We start from the raw sequence: 19,506 nt of genomic DNA on the forward strand, positions 1-19,506 counted from the left end.
GCGATTTTACGGAGAACTATCATGTCAGCATCCACCCCACTGCTGTCGCTGAAGGGCATCACTAAGGTTTTTCCCGGTGTGCGCGCCCTTGAGAACGTGCAGCTCGATCTCTGGCCCGGCAAAGTGACCGCCCTAATCGGTGAAAACGGCGCAGGCAAATCCACGCTGGTCAAAGTGATGACCGGTATTTATCAGCCCGAAGAGGGCGAAATTCTCTATAAAGCGATCCCTATCCAGCTGCCGAACCCCGAGTCGGCGCACAAGGTGGGGATCACCGCCATTCATCAGGAAACCGTGCTATTTGATGAGCTATCGGTCACTGAAAATATTTTCGTCGGTCAGTATCTGCATACCGGCCTGCTGAAAAAACTCGACTGGCCTGCGATGCACCGCAAAGCTAGCGAAATTCTCAACCGCCTTGAGGTACAGATTGACCCGCGCGCGACGCTGAAAACCCTCAGCATCGCCCAGCGCCATATGGTGGCCATTGCCCGGGCACTCTCCTTTGAAGCCCAGGTGGTGATCCTCGATGAACCGACCGCGGCGCTCTCGCAACATGAAATTCTGGAGTTTTATCAAATTGTTGAGCGCCTGAAGCAGGACGGAAAAGCGATTCTGTTTATCTCGCACAAGTTCGATGAGATTTTCGAGCTGGCGGACTACTACACCATTCTGCGCGATGGCGTGTACGTCAGCTCCGGGGCGATTAACGACATCACCGAAGAGCGGATGGTGGCGATGATGGTCGGTCGCGCGATTACGCAAACCTACCCGAAAGTCGACTATACCCCAGGGGAAACGGTGCTGGAGGTGAAAGACCTCTGCCACCCTACCGAATTTGCTCATATCAATTTCAGCCTGCGCAAAGGGGAAATTCTCGGCTTTTACGGCCTGGTGGGCGCCGGACGTACCGAGCTGATGCAGGCACTTTCCGGTGTATCGCATCCCTCTTCCGGCGAGATCGTGCTGAAGGGCAAAGCGATGCGTTTTCGCCAGCCTGCCGACGCCATCAACGCCGGTATCGTCTGCGTGCCGGAAGAGCGACAGAAACAGGGGGCGATCATCGCCCTGCCGATCGCTCAGAACATTAGCCTGCCGCAGCTCAGCAAACTCAACCCTAACGGCGTGCTGAACGACGCCCGCGAATGGCGGCTGGCGGATGAGTACGCTTCGCGCCTGCAGGTCAAAGCCTTTAGCTGGCGACAGGCGGTAGAGACCCTCTCCGGCGGCAACCAGCAGAAAGTGGTGATCGGCAAATGGCTGGCGACCCATCCGGAAGTGATTATCCTCGACGAGCCGACCAAAGGTATCGATATCGGCTCCAAAGCAGCGGTGCATCAGTTTATGTCCGAGCTGGTCAGTCAGGGGCTGGCAGTGATCATGGTCTCTTCGGAGCTGCCGGAAGTCATGGGTATGGCTGACCGGATTATCGTGATGCACGAAGGGCTGATGGTCGCCGAGTATCAGGCCGGCGAGGCGACGGCGGAAACCATCGTCAGCGCCGCCAGCGGCGTCAGTCAGGAGGCCGCGTAATGGGCAAAAAACTGCTTAAACATCGTGAAGCGCTGCTGGCGGCGGTGATCATTTTGATGATCGGTGCTATCGGCAGCCGGGCACCGTCGTTCGTCTCGCCGGGTAATCTGGTGGAGATGTTTAACGACACCGCCATTCTGATAATCCTCGCCCTCGGTCAGATGATGGTGCTGCTCACCAAGGGCATCGATCTGTCGATGGCTGCCAATCTGGCACTCACTGGAATGATCGTCGCCCTGCTTAACGCCCACTATCCAGGGATTCCCGTGGTGGCGCTGCTGGCGCTGGCAACCCTGCTTGGCCTGATAATGGGGATGATTAACGGCCTGCTGGTCTGGCGGCTCGGCATCCCGGCTATCGTGGTCACGCTCGGTACCATGAGCATTTATCGCGGGATTATTTTTCTGCTTTCCAACGGCGGCTGGATTAACTCGCACCAGATGAGCGCTGACTTTCTCGGCCTGCCGCGCGCCTCGTTGTTGGGCCTGCCGCTGCTGAGCTGGTGCGCTATCGCCGCGCTATTGCTGGTGGGCTATTTCTTACGCTACAGCCGCACAGGCAGGGCCTTGTATACCGCGGGCGGCAACGCCACGGCGGCGTACTACACCGGCATTAACGCCGGGAAAATGCAGTTCGTCAGCTTCTGCCTCTCCGGCGCGCTGGCCGGGTTCTGCGGTTATCTGTGGATTTCACGCTTTGCCGTCGCCTACGTCGATGTCGCCAACGGTTTTGAACTGCAGGTGGTCGCCGCCTGCGTCATCGGCGGCATCAGCACCATGGGCGGAACTGGACGGGTGCTCGGCTGCCTGTGCGGTGCCTTATTCCTCGGCGTTATCAATAACGCGCTGCCGGTGATCGGCATTTCGCCGTTCTGGCAAATGGCGATTTCCGGCGCGGTTATCGTGATTGCGGTGCTGCTTAACGAGCGCGGCAATAAAGGGCACGGGCGGTTAATCCTGCGCAATGCGGCGTTAGCCCGGCAAAAACAGGCGGTGAAATCATGAGCAAAATGATGATGTCTGAAGAGATGAAAAGTCCGCCGGTCGCGCCGTCGCCTCTGCGGCGCCTGCTGTGCTGGGAAGGATTTCTGCTAGCGGTCACTCTGGCGGTCTTTATCGGCAACGCCCTGGCTTCCCCTTATTTCCTTAATATCTGGAACCTGTCGGACGCCACGTTTAACTTCACCGAGAAAGCGATCATCGTGCTGCCAATGGCGATGCTGATTATCGCCCGCGAAATTGACCTTTCGGTGGCGTCAACGATGGCGCTGAGTTCAACGGTGATGGGCTTCTGCGCGGCGGCGGGCATGGACACGCCGCTGCTGGTGGTCATCGGGCTGGGCGTGGGGCTGTTGTGCGGCCTGTTCAACGGCATTCTGGTGACACGCTTTAACCTGTCATCGATTGTGATCACCATCGGCACCATGAGCCTGTATCGCGGAATGACCTACATCCTGCTGGGCGATAAGGCGCTCAATCACTATCCGGATAGCTTCGCCTGGTTCGGTCAGGGCTACGTGTGGGGGGCGCTCTCTTTCGAGTTCGCGCTGTTTATCCTCCTCGCCGCCGCTTTTACCTTCCTGCTGCATAAAACCAACTTTGGCCGCCGGACCTACGCCATCGGCAATAACCCAACCGGGGCCTGGTTCTCCGGGATCAACGTTAAACGCCACAACCTGATGCTGTTCGCGCTGGTTGGGTTGATGGCCGGACTGGCAGCGGTCCTGCTGACCTCAAGGCTCGGCAGTACGCGCCCGACGCTGGCGATGGGTTGGGAGCTGGCTGTGGTCACCATGGCGGTGCTCGGCGGCGTCAATATTCTCGGCGGTTCCGGCAGCATGGTGGGGGTGATTATCGCCGCCTTCCTGATGGGGCTGGTGACCTTCGGGCTGAGCCTGCTCAACGTGCCGGGCATCGTGATGTCGATCATCATTGGCGCGATGCTGATTGTGGTTATCTCGCTGCCGATTATTACCCGGCGGATGATGCAGCGAAGACGAATTTAATTTCCCCTCACCCTCAATCCCGGAGGCGGTGCTACGCACCTGTCCGGGCTACGAAATGGGCCGGGGTGAGGGGAAACGGATTTCACAAAATAGATATCAAGGAGAATTATCATGAGTTTTATGTTGGCACTTCCTAAAATCAGCCTTCACGGCGCGGGCGCAATCGGCGATATGGTCAAGCTGGTGGCGGGCAAACAGTGGGGCAAGGCGCTGATCGTCACCGACGGTCATCTGGTCAAAATGGGCCTGCTCGACAGCCTGTTCGCCACGCTGGACGCCCAGCAGATGTCATATCATCTGTTTGACGAGGTGTTCCCCAACCCGACCGAAGCGCTGGTGCAAAAAGGCTACGCGGCGTATCAGGAAGCAAACTGCGACTTTATTATCGCCTTTGGCGGCGGCAGCCCAATTGATACCGCCAAAGCGGTGAAAATCCTCACCGCTAACCCAGGACCTTCGACCGCCTACTCCGGCGTCGGCAAGGTAAAAAACGCCGGCGTGCCGCTGGTAGCAATCAACACCACTGCCGGAACGGCGGCGGAGATGACCAGCAACGCGGTGATCATCGACGCAGAACGTCAGGTTAAAGAAGTGATTATCGACCCGAATATCATCCCGGATATCGCCGTTGATGACGCCAGCGTGATGCTGGACATTCCGGCCTCCATCACCGCCGCCACCGGCATGGATGCGCTGACTCACGCCATTGAAGCCTTCGTTTCCGTGGGCGCGCACCCGCTGACCGACGCCAACGCCCTGGAAGCGATTCGCCTGATCAACCTGTGGTTGCCGAAAGCCGTGGACGACGGACATAACCTCGAAGCCCGTGAGCAGATGGCGTTTGGCCAATATCTGGCGGGCATGGCGTTTAACAGCGCCGGTCTTGGCCTGGTGCATGCGCTGGCTCATCAGCCGGGCGCTACCCACAACCTGCCGCACGGCGTGTGCAACGCCATCCTGCTGCCGATCATCGAAAACTTTAACCGCCCGAACGCCGTCGCGCGCTTTGCTCGCGTGGCGCAGGCGATGGGCGTCGAGACCCGTGGCATGAGCGATGAAGCCGCCAGCATGGAGGCGATCAACGCCATCCGCGCCCTGAGCAAGCGCGTCGGTATTCCGCAGGGCTTCAGCCAGCTTGGCGTCAGCAAAGAGGACATCGAAGGCTGGCTGGACAAGGCGCTGGCCGACCCGTGTGCGCCGTGCAACCCGCGCACCGCCACCCGTGACGAAGTTCGCGAACTGTATCTGGAGGCATTATGATCCGCAAAGCTTTCGTGATGCAGGTAAACCCTGAAGCACATGAAGAGTATCAGCACCGCCACACGCCAATCTGGCCGGAATTGGAAGCGGTGCTGAAGGCCCACGGCGCGCACCACTACGCAATTTACCTCGATAAAGAGCGCAACCTGCTGTTCGCCACGGTGGAGATTGAATCGGAAGAACGTTGGAACGCCGTCGCCAGTACCGAAGTGTGTCAGCGCTGGTGGAAGTATATGTGTGATGTTATGCCAGCAAACCCGGATAACAGCCCGGTGAGCGCGGAGCTCAAAGAGGTGTTTTATCTGGAGTAAACCCAGCAATTCAGGCCCGACAAGCGGGCCTGAATATCACCACTCATGCCTTTCTATTTCTTCCTGGTAAAATCGATACAGGCATTTTTACCTTTTACCGTACAAATCAGATCCTCAGTATGTTCCATAATATCCTTGCTTACCTGACTGATGGCATCGTTAGTCGGATCGCTATTATCACCATACTGGCTTCCCACTTTACTCCCTTCCACATATTTCGTTTTTGAACCCTCACTCCGGGAAGACTGGTAACCATCTGCGTTTTCTTTCTCAACCTTCCCCTGTGCATTTTTAATCTGCCAGGAATATTTAACGTCAGTACTTTTAAAATTACTGACCACGTTAATACTTTCTTTCGCCGTCCCCCGGTTATCCACACATGTTTTCACATAGCGCGGATTATCATCACGGTCTTTAGATTTTTTATGCCGTTTCTTATGCCGACGATCACCGTCATCGTGATAGTCTTCATTCGCCACCCACTCACAATCTACTGTACCCACTGAATAAACATTCGTTGAACGATCGTGACTCTCTTTATCACCGGCCAAAACCTGCGCAATACTAATATCAAGAAAGTAATTAATTCCCGTCGGGGAGGGCCTGCTTGTATAATCCATAAGAATCATGCGGCGCACAGATCCTGTTTTATAGCTAATCAAGTCCGGGTCCGTTTGGAGCAATTGCTCGAAAGGCAGGATATATTTAGGCTTTCCTTCCCCCTGTAAAGAGTTTTTTAAAATAGCAGGGATAATATAAGCACTATTCACCATTACGCCATCATGGCGAAAATCTTTTTTATTACGCACGACAACGTTCACCACCGTCCTGTTATAGGCTTTCAGTAAATCAGCCTTCAAGGATGGTGATAAAGCGCCATTGATATCAGGCTGGTCGTACAACCAGGTCAGATATAACCAAACAAATTCATGGTAACGCTTAATAGCATCATCATTTTTACTAAACTCCACAGGGACTTTACTTTTCGCATAAAAAATCTCGCCCAACTTCTCTTTAGCCTGCTTTACGGATTGTTCAGGCAAACGCTGGCTACGCGTTACCGAAACAACCCTGGCATTTGCCTTCGGCGAAAGCAATGCGTATTTCATATCTGTATACTTGGTCCACATTGTATTCGTATGAAGCAAATACAAGTTGGCGAGCATTTTTTCCTCTGTTGTTTTTGCTTGTTCAACCCGTTTTCGGGCAAATTCCAACGCCTTGCCAAAAGCCTGGGGATAAACCTCTTTTAGCTGCTTAAGCTCTTTACTCTCTCGATTATTCCGGCCTACTATCTGCAAGCCAGTCACCCTCATCCCCCAATCATCAAACCCGTGAATGAAGGAATAATAAGCTTTGTCGTACCCCTCAGCCGTGTTTTTAGACAGATCCGCATCAATAGTCGCCAGCCGCTGATCGACCTTCATTGGCTGCGGCATGCTACTGCCACAGCCGACCAACAAGCATGAACAGCCAAAGAATAAAATGGAGGGTAACGTATATCGTACCGTTCGACACAATGGTAGAATAAATGAATCAAAGGAGATTATTTTTTGCATTTTTTCGCATCACTGGTCAATTCATGGCACATCGCCCTGGCGACAATATTAATCAGATCATTGCTGGCTATCGACAAAGTAAGATCGATTGGATCGTACTCTTTATTTCCTTCACGGCTATTTTCCACGCCATCAACTGTAATAATTTTTTCACCTTCTGAGGCTTTAGAGGTAAGTCCATTGCTGGCTAAAATACTGCGGTGATTGTTATCCTGTAAATTATAGCTATAGTCGATGCGTGTGTTTTTATACAAATACGTGAATTCGGTTTTCGTGGTTATCGTTTGCCGACTATCAATACAGGTCTTTATATATCGCGGCTCACGATCATGTTTATATTCACCCTTATTCTTACGATTGCGATTTTTCTCTATCTTTATCTTATCTTTTCTGTCTTTTCTGTCTTTTCTGTCATCATCACGAGACGAATCATAGTTGGGGTTTTCTTCCATACCACAGTCAACTGAACCAACATCAGAGTCAGTGGTATAACCCGAATTACTCACTTCATCATCGGTTTTTGCACTATTAATTGCCAAATCAAAATAATAGTTCAAACCGCTTGCCGTCGGTTTGCTCACAAACTTCAATAAAGGACGAGGCATAACCGAGCCATCCGAATCACGTATAAACTGCTGCGGTTCATTTAATAAGGATGTCAGTTCAGGAAGCTTTGCAGGGCTGTCTGAGCTTCCTGACGCTGAGCGCTGAAACATTCCTGGGATTATCGATTTACGACCAACCATTTTCCCCTGATAGCTGATATCTTTCGTGCTGCGAACAACTACAGACACTACCGCTTGTTTATAAGCTTCGGCAATTTCTTTCTGTAAACCAGGAGACACTAGCCCATCAATATCTTTTTGATCGAGCGCATAAGCCTGCATTAAATAAGCAAGGTTATTAAAATGACGTTCAGCTTCTGTCTTTCCCTTAACTTCATGGCTAGCGGCGTAATATGCGTTAGCCAGTTTTTCGTTAATGGATTTTCTTTCCTGAGACGTTAAGTTTAGTTCTTTTGCTAAGACAGCGATCGCCAGCCTCGACTTAGTATTAAGCTTGCCCATACAGCCATAATCGGTGGGACCAAACTGGGTACCCGACCACAATAAATCGACGTGGCGTAGTCCCATATTGGCAGCAATAATTTCATCACGCAAATGAGCTTTATTTACATTATTTTTAGCGAATTGCAAAGCCTGAGCATAAGCCCTGGGATAATATTCTTTTAATGCGCTTAGATTCTGTTTAGCATACCAGGAATCTCCATCCCATGCACAGATACCTTGGGTGAGAACATTATATGCTTCATCATAACCTTCCATTGTATTGCGCATCACGTTATCTTTGGCTGAATCAATAAGCTTGTCAGCATTTGTGATATTCCTGCTTGCCACTCTGCCGCATCCTACTAATGACAGCACAGACAAAGCAATCATCGCTTTATACAAAGTATCCTTTCTCATACACCTCATCCTTATACTTAACGCAAGTCCCTGCATCCAGGACCCCATTTTCATTAAGGATAAGGCATATGGTCGATTTATTTAACCTTCATTGCATTTGAATTTTATTTAAAATATAAAAAACAAATGAAAATCGCCTTCACATAAAGAAGATTAATGGTTAGAAATGATATTTAAATCGCAACCGCGCGCCGTAGCGGTCGTCGTCATCGCCCTGACTCAGCTTATTGTCACTATCCAAAATAGAGTAATAAGCACCGAGATAAATATTAAAGTTCTGCATATTCATCACGTTCGGGATTTGATATGAGGCATGGAAGGTATGAATATTGTAGGTACCTTCATCTTTAATCCAGCAGTCGTTATCGCAAATCACCCCGGCATAATCACTGATTTTGTTATGCGCGTAGATATACCCCAGCTCAAAGCGTTGCCACAGCGCGTTCACCCCGGCGGTAAAATCCTTCTCGTTGCTGGCATCCATATAAGCGGTATTCAGGTTTACCACCACACCGTCCTCCGGGTCGCTTTTCAGGCCGTTCCAGGTCATGGTCAGGCCATAGCCGGTGCGGTCGGACTGATCGACAAAGTTACCCTGAGCATCGTGATAACCGTAGGCATTCTGCACCACGTTGGCTTCCATTGCCGCCGCAACGGAGAATTCATTCTTCGCCCACGACACGACAGGGCGCAGGTACGCAACGTTCTTTTTCTGCTCCATGTCGCGACCGTGGTAGCCGCCGTCGTCATACAACGAAGTGCCGTCCTCCAGCAGAGTGTTAAGCTCAAAATACCAATTATCTATCTGCTTACTCAGCAGGAAGTTGCCGCCTGCGTCAGAGCGACCACGCCCCTCTTTCATCATATAGATGTAGCCATGGCCGTCGCTGTACAGGTCGTTGGCGGTATTCCCCGAGTGCTCAACAAAAGTGTCCTGATTTAGCGGGAACATATCGTAAGCTTCAAAGCGTCCCACTTTAACCTTCCAGTCGTTCTCCCGGCCAAAGAAGAATGCGGCATCATCAAGGTTCATTGAGCCGGTCATATCCGCCAGAGGTTGAATGGAGAATCCGGCAAAATAGCCCTTGTCCATCTTACGGATGCCGTCAAAACCCAGCAGAATGCGGCCATTTAAATCCCAGTTGTCGTAGGTCGGATCGCTGCCGACATCGGCGTTGGTCATCGCCAGCAGGCCATGTTTACTTTCTGCATCCATATTAAATTCAACATCACCATAAATTTTCAGGTCGCCATACCCGGATAATTTAAGCTCAGGAGCCGAAATATTCTTTTTACTCTCCGCCACAGGGGCCTGGCTTTTTACCGGCACCGTATTTTGTGCGACCTGCATAGAGGCATTCTGTTTATCCTGTAATTCTCGCACCAGGCTTTCCGCCACCGTCGCCCGATTTTCAGCAACAGCCAACCGCGCTTCAAGCTGTTCCATTCTTTGCTCCAGGGTCAGATGATTATTTTTAGCCACTGCCGAACCTGCTATCAAACATAAACCAATCGCTATCGATAATATTTTTTTATTCATTTTTATATTCCGGAGGTAAAAGGGGGTCAGGTGAGTGGAAAACTCACCTGTGCTTATTTCTAATTATTTATATACCCGTCATACTTCAAGTTGCTTATGTGTTGGCTACGCTCACTCGCCCCAGTCACATAGTTATCTATGCTCCTGGGGACTCCCTCCCTTGCCGCCTTTAAGCAACTCGAATTATTTAGGGAATATAAGACGGATAATTTAAATTATTATTTGATATATTATCACCCCGCAAATAGCTGATATTTATTTTTATCCTCATCGGTAATATCTCTTAATACCCGGCAAGGTATCCCGACGGCGATCACGTTTGCCGGTATTGAGCGATTAACCACGCTGCCGGCGCCAATCACCGAGTTTTTGCCGATGGTGACGCCTGGGTTGATAATCACCCCGGTGCCCAGCCAGACGCCATCTTCGATAATCACCGGTTTCGAGAACTGCTGCTGCGTATGGCGCAAGTCCGGATGCACTGGATGGCCCGCAGTAGAAATTGTTACGTTTGGCGCAAACATGACATTATTGCCAATAATAATCTCAGCATCATCAACCAACGTCAGATTGAAATTAGCGTAAAAGTTATCGCCAATAGTGGTGTGAGTTCCGTAGGCAACATTAATCGGTGGTTCTATCCAGCACTCTTTACCTACGCTCGCAAACATTCGCTTAATAATATCTTTTCTTAATTCCTGATTAAAAGGATGCGAGTGATTATATTCATAGGCCCGCGCTTTGCCCATCAGTCGTTGTTCCGGCAAACCATACCCAGAATCAAGGTATAGCTCCCCGCTGTTCATTCTTTTTTTCATATCCATAATGAAAACTATTCCTCACGTATTCAACACATCCGTGTGAATTATCACTCCGGTTTTCAAACCGTCATTGCGTTTTTATTCACAGCTTCAGACTTTGATTTACCCGACAAGGTAAAGGCGGAGATTAGCGTGACGGCCAGGGCAATTCCGCCGAGGATCATATAGGTATCCTGGAAACCGATCCGGTCATACATATTCCCGGCAAAAGCAGAAAGGAAAATCGCTGCAACCTGTTTGGAGAACTGGAAACCGACCAGGTAAATCGTCGCCGACAGCCGGACATCAAACACGCCGGTAATATATTTAAATGCGCCCACCAGCAGGAACGGGACTTCCAGCGCGTGGAGCATTTTCAGGGCCACCACTTCCGCAGCCGTGGTGGCAAACGATGAACCAATCATCCTTGCCGCCATCACCATCCCGGCAATCAGTAGCGTGTTCTTCGCCCCGATGCGGTTAATAATCCACGGTGAGCTGAACATAATAATCGCGTTGCATATTTCCCCGGCGGTGGTCGCAAAACCAAAGGCCCGGGTGCCTGACTCTGGAGTGGCAAAGAAGGATTTAAAGAAAGTGGCAAACTGCTGATCGAAGACGTCATACACACAGGCTACGCCAATCACATACAGGATAAACATCCACATTTTGCGCTGACGGAACATGCTCACGGCGGTTTTTAAATCCACCGCAGGGCGATTCGCGCCCAAAGAATCCATCACCTGGGCGCTCTGACTGGCCTGCGGTTTAGCGATAGCCACCAGCACGACCAACACCAGCGCGGCGGCCGATCCCATCCAGAATACCCACTCAGGGTTTACGCTGAACAACATCCCCGCCGTGGTTGCGCACAGCGCCCAGCCGAGGCAGCCAAAGGTACGCGCCTTGCCGTACTCAAACCCGCTATTGCGGCTCACGCGTTCAATATAGGCTTCCATCGCCCCGGCACCGGCGGAGAAAACAAAGCCAATATAAGCCCCACCGCTGAGCGCGCCGAGCCAGATATTGGTTTTCAACAGCGGCGCAAAAACGTAGAGGAAAAAGGGTGCAATCAGCACCAACAGCACGGTCACTATCCACATCAGGTGCTTTTTCAGCCCGAGCTTATCGGAAATCACGCCCAGGATGGGCTGAAAGCAGATAGCGAACAGCGACAGGCTGGAGAAAACGATACCGGTCTCGGTTTTATTCAGGCCGATGACATCCGATAGCCAGATCGGCAAAAACGGAAAGCAGGTGGCCATAATGAAAAAGTAGAGAAAGAAGAACAGCCCGAAAATCCAGAAATTGGGGTTGTTTTTATGGGTACAGACGGTCGGGTTCATTGTGTTTTCCTCAAAAAGGGCCGACGCGCGGCCCGTCACCATCACACGCGTTGCAGGCCAATCAAAATGGCGCTTTCCGGGTCAAGGATTGGCAGCGCCAGTCCCGCCTGTTGTAACCACTCGCCGCTTACGGTCTGTGGCGTCATCATCCATTCCGGCAGCTTACGCATCGTATGGCCGCCCTCTCCTGTAATTTGAATATTCGGATGATCGAGCAGCGTCACCTGATAGCTCGCGCCCGCGTCCAGTCCCGCCACGCGCAGCGGCGCCATCAGGGTGTAGTCCGGCATCGCCAGCTGGCTGACGAGGAAAATTGCCTGGCTCTTATCTTCACTGACCACGCCGTGCGCAAGCGTCGTGGCGTCCGGCATATCTGCCCGCCACTGCACGCCGTGATGGATTAAGTCTCGCCACTGCTTATGCAACGCCGCGTATTTGCGATACCCCGCGCGTTCTTGTTCATCGGCGCTCACCGGGTCCAGCTCAAGGCCCATATGGCCGAACAGCGCCGTCAGGCCGCGAAAAGCGATACTGTGCTGGCGGAAGGTGGCGTGGCAGTGGCGGTTGCCGATGTGTGCGCCCATCACTTCCGGCGGGAAGAAGTAGCTCATGCCACGCTGGATGGTATTGCGCTCCAGCGCATCGTTATTATCGGAAGCCCAGAAGCGGTGGCTGCGCTTCAGCACTTCATAGTCAATACGCCCACCGCCGGAGGAGCAGGATTCAAATTCGATATGCGGGAAACGGGCCACCAGAGTATCCAGCAGACGGTAGAACTGACGAGTCTGCGCGTCGGCGGCGGCTTTGCCGTTATGCCCTGGCTGCACCAGCTCGCGGTTCATATCCCACTTCACATAATCCACAGCGTGCTCGCCCAGCAGCCAGCTCATCCGCTCTAGCAGATAGTCAAAGGCTTCTGGGATATTCAGGTTCAGCACAAACTGATGACGCCCAGGGATCAGCGTATAGCCCGGCAGCGCAAGCACCCAATCCGGATGGGCACGATATAAATCCGAGTTCGGGCTAATCATTTCCGGCTCAACCCAGATACCAAATTCCATTCCCAGCGACTTCACGTGGTCGATAACCGGGGTCAGGCCGTTAGGGTATTTTTTCTCATCGAGATACCAGTCGCCGAGCGCCGCCCAGTCGTCGTTGCGCCCTTTAAACCAGCCGTCGTCGATGATAAAGCGCTCGACGCCCAGCTCCGCCGCCTCATCCGCCATGCGCATGATGTATTGCGGGTTGTGGTCGAAATAGATCCCTTCCCAGGTATTGAGGTGCACCGGGCGCGGTTTGTTGCCCGGGAAACGAATAATCTGTTCGCGCAGGTAGCGATGGAACTGCTGGCTCATGCCGTTCAGCCCTTGCGCGGAGTAGCTAGCGTAGAGGTTTGGGGTCCACAGCGTTTCGCCTTCCGTCAGCGCCATTTCGCCCGGCAAGTAGAGGGCTTCCGCCTGCAGATAGCGGCGACCATCGGTTTTGGCCTCCGCCCGCAGACGGTGGTTGCCGCTCCAGCCCAGATGAACGCCCCACACTTCGCCCTGCATCTCGCTAAAGGCTTTGCTACCGGTAATCAGCGCCGGAAAATGTTCATGAGAGGTGCGTCCGCGGCGGTTTTCCAGCACGAAGCTGTCATGTTCGAGAATCAGACGATGGGGCTGGAATTCGCGGATCCAGCGGCCATGAAAGGCCATCACTTCGCGGGCTCGCTCCGCGACCGGCAGCGTAATCGCCAGACGGTCCACCTGCCAGGGCTGCGCGCGCAGGTTAGTTAAACCATGACGAACGCTCAGTACGCCGCTGCTGTCGAGCTGGATTTCACTGCATAGCCGCAGGCCTGCCTGCACATCTTCACTGGTAATCGTTAAATTTTGCCCATCCTGCACCACATCAGTGGTGGTAAAAATCGGCGAGGCGTCCAGACCCTGGCGATGACCTTCAATACCCGGCGCGCCGAACAGACCGTGGCCCAGCTCGGCCATTAACGTCACCGGTGAATCGACGTCCACGCGGCTATTGGCGACCGGACGAGCCAGACTGACCGCATCCTGCGGCGAAAAGTGGCTTAAATGCGGCCCCCAGTAGATAATTTCGGCGAACGGATGGGTTTTTATCACCACATCAGCCACTGCGCTTTGCAGGCGTAAAATCGAATCAGACATCAGACATCTCCACAACAAGGAATGCCTTACTGTTGATCCGAAACGTTTCGGACGCCAACCAAAACGTTTCGGATCCGTGATCGAGTTCAGGAAATTAATCTGAAAAGGAGTGAATCAGGCGGTTTCGCCTGGGACAAATTCGGGCTGCCAGAGCACCTGGAGAGAGGCGAGATCGTCACCGGCAATCAAGCGACGAACCATGCTGGCTATCTGGCGACCCACGCCCTGGCGAGTAGATTGAATCACCGCGCCGACCGGGGTTTCAATGATGCTGTCCTGCGGCAAGCCGTCGTAAACCACCAGCGAAACGCGATTTTCGCCGGTAAGACGTCCCAACTGAGCCAGGGCCATCGCCGCGCCGTCACCATGGCTATTACAATCGGTGACGATCGCCGTGGGCGGTTCAGGCAAACGCAGCAGCTCCATCGTCGCCTGAAACCCACTGCGGCGGGTTGGCGACACGCTGCGCAGCCAGTCCTCGGCTAATCCGGCTTCGCGCAGCGCTTGCAGGTAGCCGTTGCGACGCTGAGTGATAAACGCCTGATTGTTATTTTCGCTCAATAACGCGATGCGCTGATGCCCCTGGCTAATCAGGTGGCGGGTAGCGCGATAGGTTCCGGCCTGGTTGTCGAAATCAAACCAGGCATAGGGCTGCGGCAGGCGGCTGCGGCCCAGGGCCAGAAACGGAAAACCGGATGAGAGCAATTGAATCAGGCGCGGGTCGTCGTCAAGGGTGTGGGCGACGATTAACGCATCAACGCGACGGCTCTGCACCATCCGCATATACCCGTGCTTGTCGGCTTGTTCATCATCGGCAATCAGTAGTAAATCAATCTCATAGCGCGCCAGCTCGTGGCTGATTTCACCCACCATATCGAGAAAGACATTGTTATTCAGCGGCGCAGGACGCACAGGAAACACGAGGCCAACGGCGTCAATTTTGCCCATCTTCAGGCGTCGGGCGAAGGTATTCGGGCGATATCCGCGACGCTGCGCTTCGGCTTCCACGCGGGCGCGCGTCTCCTGCGACACGTCGTCGTAGCCGTTTAACGCACGGCTGACGGTCGTGACCGAGATCCCAAGTTCTTTAGCAATGGCTTTCAACGACATAAGTATCCCTGTCTTCGCGGGAGAATGCGGCTAGTGTCCCGCAATACGGCCATGGCGTCCAGCTTGCCGCCGTGACTAGTTCTGCTCGGCCACCAGCAGCGCCTGGGTGTCCGGCTCCAGTGCCTGGAAAACGTGCTCCCGGTCTGCGGGATAGCAAATGTAATCCCCTTCGCCCAGTTCTTCCGGTGCTTCCGTCAGGCCAACCCGCGCTCGCCCCTGGGTGACAATAATATGCTCCACTGAACCCGGCGGATGCGGCTGTGAAATACGGTCCGCTCCCGGCTGGGTCAACAAGAGATAAATATCGCGCCGTGCGCCCGGCGGGCATGCAGCCAGGAGGATCGCCTGATAGTTTGCCTGCTCGGCGACAACTTTCATCCCCTCGCCGCGACGGATCACCTGGGTCGTATTGACCTGCGGCTCCAGCAGGCGGGCAAAAGGAATATCAAGCGCCACGCAGAGCGCCCACAAGGTTTCCAGGCTCGGATTGCCGTTGCCAGATTCCAGCTGCGATAACGTCGATTTGGCAATCCCCGCTCGCCGCGCAACTTCAGCGAGGGAAAGCCCGGTGCGCGCACGTTCACGTACCAGACTTTTGGCTATCAGGCTAATTGGCTGAGTCATACCGCTCTCCACGTTTTTTATAGCGAACGATTCGTTCGCCTTGAAATGCTTTTCTGTTGCGTTCATTATAATGGAAATTCGTTCGATATGGCTAAAGAGTATGAAGCAACACTTCGCCAGTCTCAAAGGCGACACCATCAAAGCAATTGTTTTAGTCTGCCTGGCGGTAGGCATCGTGGGCATGTCCTATGGCTCGCTGGCTATCGCCTATGGTTTTCCCATTTGGGTGCCTTTTGTCCTCTCGGTTTGCGTGCTAGCGGGTGCCTCTGAGTTTATGTTTATCGGCATTGTCGCCAGCGGCGGCAACCCGTTAGCGGCAGCAGCAGCTGGTTAACGCCCGCCATATTCCTTTCGGCGTCACGGTACGCGATCTGGTCGGCCAGCGCGCCGCCAGCTTCCTCGGTTGCCACATCATGAACGACGAAAGCGTGGTGTTTGGTCTGTCGCAGAAAACACCCGAACAGCGCCGGGCCGCCTACTGGCTATGCGGTCTGGGCGTGGCGCTGATTTGGCCGCTGGGCGCGCTCCTGGGCGCGGGCGTCGGTAAGCTGCTCCCGGCACCGGAGACCATCGGCCTCGATGCGGTATTCCCGGCGATTCTGCTGGCGCTGGTGGTTCCGGCATTTAAAAACCGTACTACGCTTATCCGCGCCTGCAGCGGAGCGGCGCTATCGCTGGCCGCCGTGCCTTTTGCGCCGGTTGGCCTGCCGGTCCTGCTGTCGCTGTTTGGCCTGCTGACGAGGAAAAAATAATGGGCAATATGACGCTATTTATTGCCGGTATCGCCGTGCTATCTCTGGGAACCTATTTAATGCGTTTAGGTGGAGCAAAGCTCGGCAACCGTTTAGCCTTTTCCGAACGTTCTCAGGCGCTGCTTTCCGATGCGGCGACGGTGCTGCTCTTTTCCGTCGCGCTAGCGACCACGTTTTATGAGGGTGAACATTTTGCCGGGATGGCGCGGGTGTTGGGCGTGGGCTTCGCGGTGTTCCTCGCCTGGCGCAAGATGCCGCTGATTGTGGTGATTATCGCCGCCGCCGTGGTAACGGCGCTGCTGCGGATGGCAGGAATATCTTAGGCCGGATAGCCAGGCGGCATCCGGCCATCAGGCTCACCAACGCCGGATGGCGACGCTAACGCGTCTTATCCGGCCTACAGTTTTCATTCCTTATCTGTATTTCAATCCACTCATTTAAGAGTTCAATGTCTGGTAGCTGCAGTTGATCTACCGTAAATACCGGTCCCAAGCGCATTGGTTGCGCCCGTTGCGCCAGCTGGGCCAGCTCCGGGAGATACTCTTCGCCCGGATGCCCCGGTTTACGGTCCTGCAACCGACTGGCGTAGCGCGACACCGCCAGCTCTGGCGAGATCTGATTCCAGACTTCAAGGACCTTTTCCACTCCCGCTTGTTGCAGCAACTGCTGCAACATTTCACGCGGCTGAAAACCAAACCAGGCGTCAATTAACCAGACGCAGCCTGCCGACGACTGGCCAACAATCGACCATATGACCTCATAGGCGGCACAACCCAACTGCCGGTTGAAATGACGATCAATATCAGTAAAGCGCGCCATAAACGGCTCCTTAATACCGTCGATGGTGAGTAGCGGCAGATTAAATGTTGCCGAGAGCTGCCGGGTGACGGTGCTTTTACCCGATGCGGGAATGCCGTTAATTAAAATCACCGTTTTGCGGTCTGGAGTGAGATGTCTGTTCATAACAACGCGACGACCTCCTCCCGGCTGCTGGCGGCCCGCAGCTTAGTCATCGTTTCGTTATTATCGAGCAACGCGATAATCGCGCGGATACCCTCCTCGATATGAGCATTGCTGTCCTGCGCGCCGAACATAATGACAATATCCGCCTTCTCGCTATCGGCAAACTGAATCGGTTTGTTCAGCACCACCAGGCTAAAACAGTTACGCTTTACGCCGCATTCAGGTCTGGCATGGGGGATCGCTACGCCTTCATCAAAAACGTAATACGCACCATGGTGCAGGGTATTATCAATCACCGCCTGGCCGTATTCTGTCGAGATATACCCTTTTGCGACCAGCGGACTGGCGGCCAGGTGAATCACCTTCTGCCAGTCTGACTCCGTGACGCCGACCTGAATGGCATCGGCCTCAATAAGTAATTCTTTTATCGTCATGATGACTCCCTAAGAATCTAATCCTAAATATTACGGCGAATAACATTACGCAACTCATCAATGCGAATAAAAAGCGCATCAATTTCCTGTCGATGCGTCTTGGGAAGGTGCGAACAAGTTCCTGATATGAGATCATCATATTCATCCGGAGCGCATCCCAGAGGGACATCATGAGCCATCAACTCACCTTCGCCGATAGTGAATTCAGCACTAAGCGCCGTCAGACCCGAAAAGAGATTTTCCTCTCCCGCATGGAGCAGATTCTGCCATGGCAGAATATGACCGCTGTCATCGAGCCGTTTTATCCCAAGGCGGGCAATGGCCGACGGCCCTATCCGCTGGAGACCATGCTGCGTATTCACTGCATGCAGCATTGGTACAACCTGAGCGACGGTGCCATGGAAGATGCCCTGTACGAAATCGCCTCCATGCGCCTGTTTGCCCGATTATCCCTGGATAGCGCCCTGCCGGATCGCACCACCATCATGAATTTCCGCCACCTGCTCGAGCAGCATCAACTGGCCCGTCAATTGTTCAAGACCATCAATCGCTGGCTGGCCGAAGCAGGCGTCATGATGACCCAAGGCACTTTGGTGGATGCCACCATCATTGAGGCACCCAGCTCTACCAAGAACAATGAGCAGCAACGCGATCCGGAGATGCATCAGACCAAGAAAGGCAATCAGTGGCACTTTGGCATGAAGGCCCACATTGGTGTCGATGCCAAGAGTGGCCTGACCCACAGCCTGGTCACCACCGCGGCCAACGAGCATGACCTCAATCAGCTGGGTAATCTGCTTCATGGAGAGGAGCAATTTGTCTCAGCCGATGCCGGCTACCAAGGAGCGCCACAGCGCGAGGAGCTGGCCGAGGTGGATGTGGACTGGCTGATCGCCGAGCGTCCCGGCAGGGTAAAAACCTTGAAGCAGCATCCGCGCAAGAACAAAACGGCCATCAACATCGAATACATGAAAGCCAGCATCCGTGCCAGGGTGGAGCACCCGTTTCGCATCATCAAGCGGCAGTTCGGCTTCGTGAAAGCCAGATACAAGGGGCTGCTGAAAAACGATAACCAACTGGCGATGTTATTCACCCTGGCCAACCTGTTTCGGGTGGACCAAATGATACGTCAGTGGGAGAGATCTCAGTAAAAACCGGAAATAACGCCAGAAATGGTGGAAAAAATAGCCTAAATAGGCTGATTCGATGTGTTTGCGGGAAAAAAATCGGCCCAGATCCGCGAAATTTTAATCAGCGAGTCAGCTTGGGAAGAAATGACCTGCTTATTCGCACCTTCCCTAACAGGCACATACGATCTGACATTTGCATCAGATTTCGCTACTTACGGCCCGCAGCCTAGCTGGGGGTTTTCTATGCACAAAAAAAGCGCCCTGAGGCGCTCTTTCGACAGTAGCTTTAAGCTTATTTGTTCAGTTCCGCTGTCATATGCACGCGGTTACCGGTAAATGCTTCGGTAATTTTGTAAGACGATGCGCCAGCAGCCTGGGCCTGAGCGGCGATTTGCGCTTCTGCGCCGTCGATAGTCATAGCGGTAGCGGTCACGGTTTCAGCAGCGAAGGAACCAAAAGAAGCGGCCAGAGCGATAACTGCGACAAAAGTTTTGATGCTTTTCATAAT

19 protein-coding genes and 1 pseudogene are annotated in these 19,506 nt (G+C 53.4%); 9 read left to right on the top strand and 11 right to left on the bottom strand.

Annotation, left to right across the window (positions count from 1 at the left end; translation table 11 throughout):
- The first annotated feature begins 21 nt into the window (after positions 1-21).
- The 5 genes from DA718_RS28965 to rhaM all read left to right on the top strand — a co-directional run bounded on the left by DA718_RS28965 (position 22) and on the right by rhaM (position 5,109).
- Positions 22-1,533 carry a sugar ABC transporter ATP-binding protein gene (locus DA718_RS28965; RefSeq protein WP_112216323.1) on the top strand — a complete coding sequence of 504 codons (1,512 nt, stop codon included), beginning with the start codon at positions 22-24 and terminating at the stop codon, positions 1,531-1,533.
- The gene (locus DA718_RS28970) at positions 1,533-2,537 is read left to right on the top strand and encodes an ABC transporter permease (RefSeq protein ID WP_112216322.1); all 1,005 of its coding nucleotides are present in this window, start codon (positions 1,533-1,535) and stop codon (positions 2,535-2,537) included. Before DA718_RS28965 ends, DA718_RS28970 begins: the two co-directional genes overlap by 1 nt.
- The gene (locus DA718_RS28975) at positions 2,534-3,538 is read left to right on the top strand and encodes an ABC transporter permease (RefSeq protein ID WP_112216321.1); all 1,005 of its coding nucleotides are present in this window, start codon (positions 2,534-2,536) and stop codon (positions 3,536-3,538) included. The genes DA718_RS28970 and DA718_RS28975 overlap by 4 nt, the downstream gene beginning before the upstream one ends.
- A gap of 111 nt (positions 3,539-3,649) precedes the next feature.
- Positions 3,650-4,798 (top strand): lactaldehyde reductase, encoded by a 1,149-nt coding sequence (gene fucO / locus DA718_RS28980; protein ID WP_112216320.1) that lies wholly within the window; start codon positions 3,650-3,652, stop codon positions 4,796-4,798.
- A complete protein-coding gene (gene rhaM, locus DA718_RS28985; RefSeq protein ID WP_112216319.1) occupies positions 4,795-5,109 on the top strand; it encodes an L-rhamnose mutarotase in 315 nt (104 codons plus the stop codon). Before fucO ends, rhaM begins: the two co-directional genes overlap by 4 nt.
- A gap of 53 nt (positions 5,110-5,162) precedes the next feature.
- Here rhaM and DA718_RS28990 read toward each other — a convergent pair whose 3' ends face one another.
- From DA718_RS28990 to DA718_RS29025, 8 genes are all read right to left on the bottom strand, one after another.
- Positions 5,163-6,548, bottom strand: a complete 1,386-nt coding sequence (locus tag DA718_RS28990) for a hypothetical protein (RefSeq protein WP_112216318.1) — start codon at positions 6,546-6,548, stop codon at positions 5,163-5,165.
- 107 nt (positions 6,549-6,655) lie between these two features.
- Positions 6,656-8,134: a hypothetical protein gene (locus DA718_RS28995; protein ID WP_112216317.1), complete on the bottom strand. Its 1,479-nt coding sequence runs from the start codon at positions 8,132-8,134 to the stop codon at positions 6,656-6,658.
- A gap of 160 nt (positions 8,135-8,294) precedes the next feature.
- Positions 8,295-9,674: a carbohydrate porin gene (locus DA718_RS29000; protein ID WP_112216316.1), complete on the bottom strand. Its 1,380-nt coding sequence runs from the start codon at positions 9,672-9,674 to the stop codon at positions 8,295-8,297.
- A gap of 233 nt (positions 9,675-9,907) precedes the next feature.
- A complete protein-coding gene (locus DA718_RS29005; protein ID WP_112217392.1) occupies positions 9,908-10,498 on the bottom strand; it encodes a maltose acetyltransferase domain-containing protein in 591 nt (196 codons plus the stop codon).
- A gap of 56 nt (positions 10,499-10,554) precedes the next feature.
- Positions 10,555-11,820 carry an MFS transporter gene (locus DA718_RS29010; protein WP_112217393.1) on the bottom strand — a complete coding sequence of 422 codons (1,266 nt, stop codon included), beginning with the start codon at positions 11,818-11,820 and terminating at the stop codon, positions 10,555-10,557.
- A gap of 41 nt (positions 11,821-11,861) precedes the next feature.
- Positions 11,862-13,985, bottom strand: a complete 2,124-nt coding sequence (locus DA718_RS29015) for an alpha-galactosidase (protein ID WP_112217391.1) — start codon at positions 13,983-13,985, stop codon at positions 11,862-11,864.
- A gap of 114 nt (positions 13,986-14,099) precedes the next feature.
- Positions 14,100-15,095, bottom strand: a complete 996-nt coding sequence (locus DA718_RS29020) for a substrate-binding domain-containing protein (protein ID WP_112217390.1) — start codon at positions 15,093-15,095, stop codon at positions 14,100-14,102.
- Between the two features lie 75 nt (positions 15,096-15,170).
- Positions 15,171-15,719, bottom strand: a complete 549-nt coding sequence (locus DA718_RS29025; RefSeq protein ID WP_112217389.1) for a helix-turn-helix domain-containing protein — start codon at positions 15,717-15,719, stop codon at positions 15,171-15,173.
- A gap of 100 nt (positions 15,720-15,819) precedes the next feature.
- Between DA718_RS29025 and DA718_RS29030 the strand changes: the two are divergent.
- Together DA718_RS29030 and DA718_RS29035 are read left to right on the top strand one after the other, a co-directional pair.
- Positions 15,820-16,471: pseudogene (locus DA718_RS29030) on the top strand (AzlC family ABC transporter permease).
- On the top strand, positions 16,471-16,794 hold the full coding sequence (locus DA718_RS29035; protein WP_112217388.1) for an AzlD domain-containing protein: 324 nt from the start codon (positions 16,471-16,473) through the stop codon (positions 16,792-16,794). Before DA718_RS29030 ends, DA718_RS29035 begins: the two are co-directional and overlap by 1 nt.
- A gap of 55 nt (positions 16,795-16,849) precedes the next feature.
- Here the strand turns inward: DA718_RS29035 and DA718_RS29040 are convergent, their stop codons facing one another.
- Both DA718_RS29040 and DA718_RS29045 read right to left on the bottom strand, forming a co-directional pair.
- On the bottom strand, positions 16,850-17,434 hold the full coding sequence (locus DA718_RS29040) for a P-loop nucleotide/nucleoside kinase family protein (RefSeq protein WP_112217387.1): 585 nt from the start codon (positions 17,432-17,434) through the stop codon (positions 16,850-16,852).
- The gene (locus tag DA718_RS29045) at positions 17,431-17,868 is read right to left on the bottom strand and encodes a PTS sugar transporter subunit IIA (protein ID WP_002954847.1); all 438 of its coding nucleotides are present in this window, start codon (positions 17,866-17,868) and stop codon (positions 17,431-17,433) included. Before DA718_RS29045 ends, DA718_RS29040 begins: the two co-directional genes overlap by 4 nt.
- Before the next feature lie 170 nt (positions 17,869-18,038).
- Between DA718_RS29045 and DA718_RS29055 the strand changes: the two genes are divergently transcribed.
- Both DA718_RS29055 and DA718_RS30990 read left to right on the top strand, forming a co-directional pair.
- Positions 18,039-19,019: an IS5-like element ISKpn26 family transposase gene (locus tag DA718_RS29055; protein ID WP_016947617.1), complete on the top strand. Its 981-nt coding sequence runs from the start codon at positions 18,039-18,041 to the stop codon at positions 19,017-19,019.
- Positions 19,001-19,228, top strand: coding sequence for a hypothetical protein (locus DA718_RS30990; RefSeq protein ID WP_323808948.1), 228 nt, complete (start codon positions 19,001-19,003; stop codon positions 19,226-19,228). Before DA718_RS29055 ends, DA718_RS30990 begins: the two co-directional genes overlap by 19 nt.
- 62 nt (positions 19,229-19,290) lie before the next feature.
- Here DA718_RS30990 and DA718_RS29065 read toward each other — a convergent pair whose 3' ends face one another.
- The gene (locus DA718_RS29065; protein WP_112216880.1) at positions 19,291-19,503 is read right to left on the bottom strand and encodes a YdgH/BhsA/McbA-like domain containing protein; all 213 of its coding nucleotides are present in this window, start codon (positions 19,501-19,503) and stop codon (positions 19,291-19,293) included.
- Positions 19,504-19,506 lie beyond the last annotated feature (3 nt).

Source organism: Klebsiella huaxiensis, assembly GCF_003261575.2.
Lineage (GTDB): Bacteria > Pseudomonadota > Gammaproteobacteria > Enterobacterales > Enterobacteriaceae > Klebsiella > Klebsiella huaxiensis.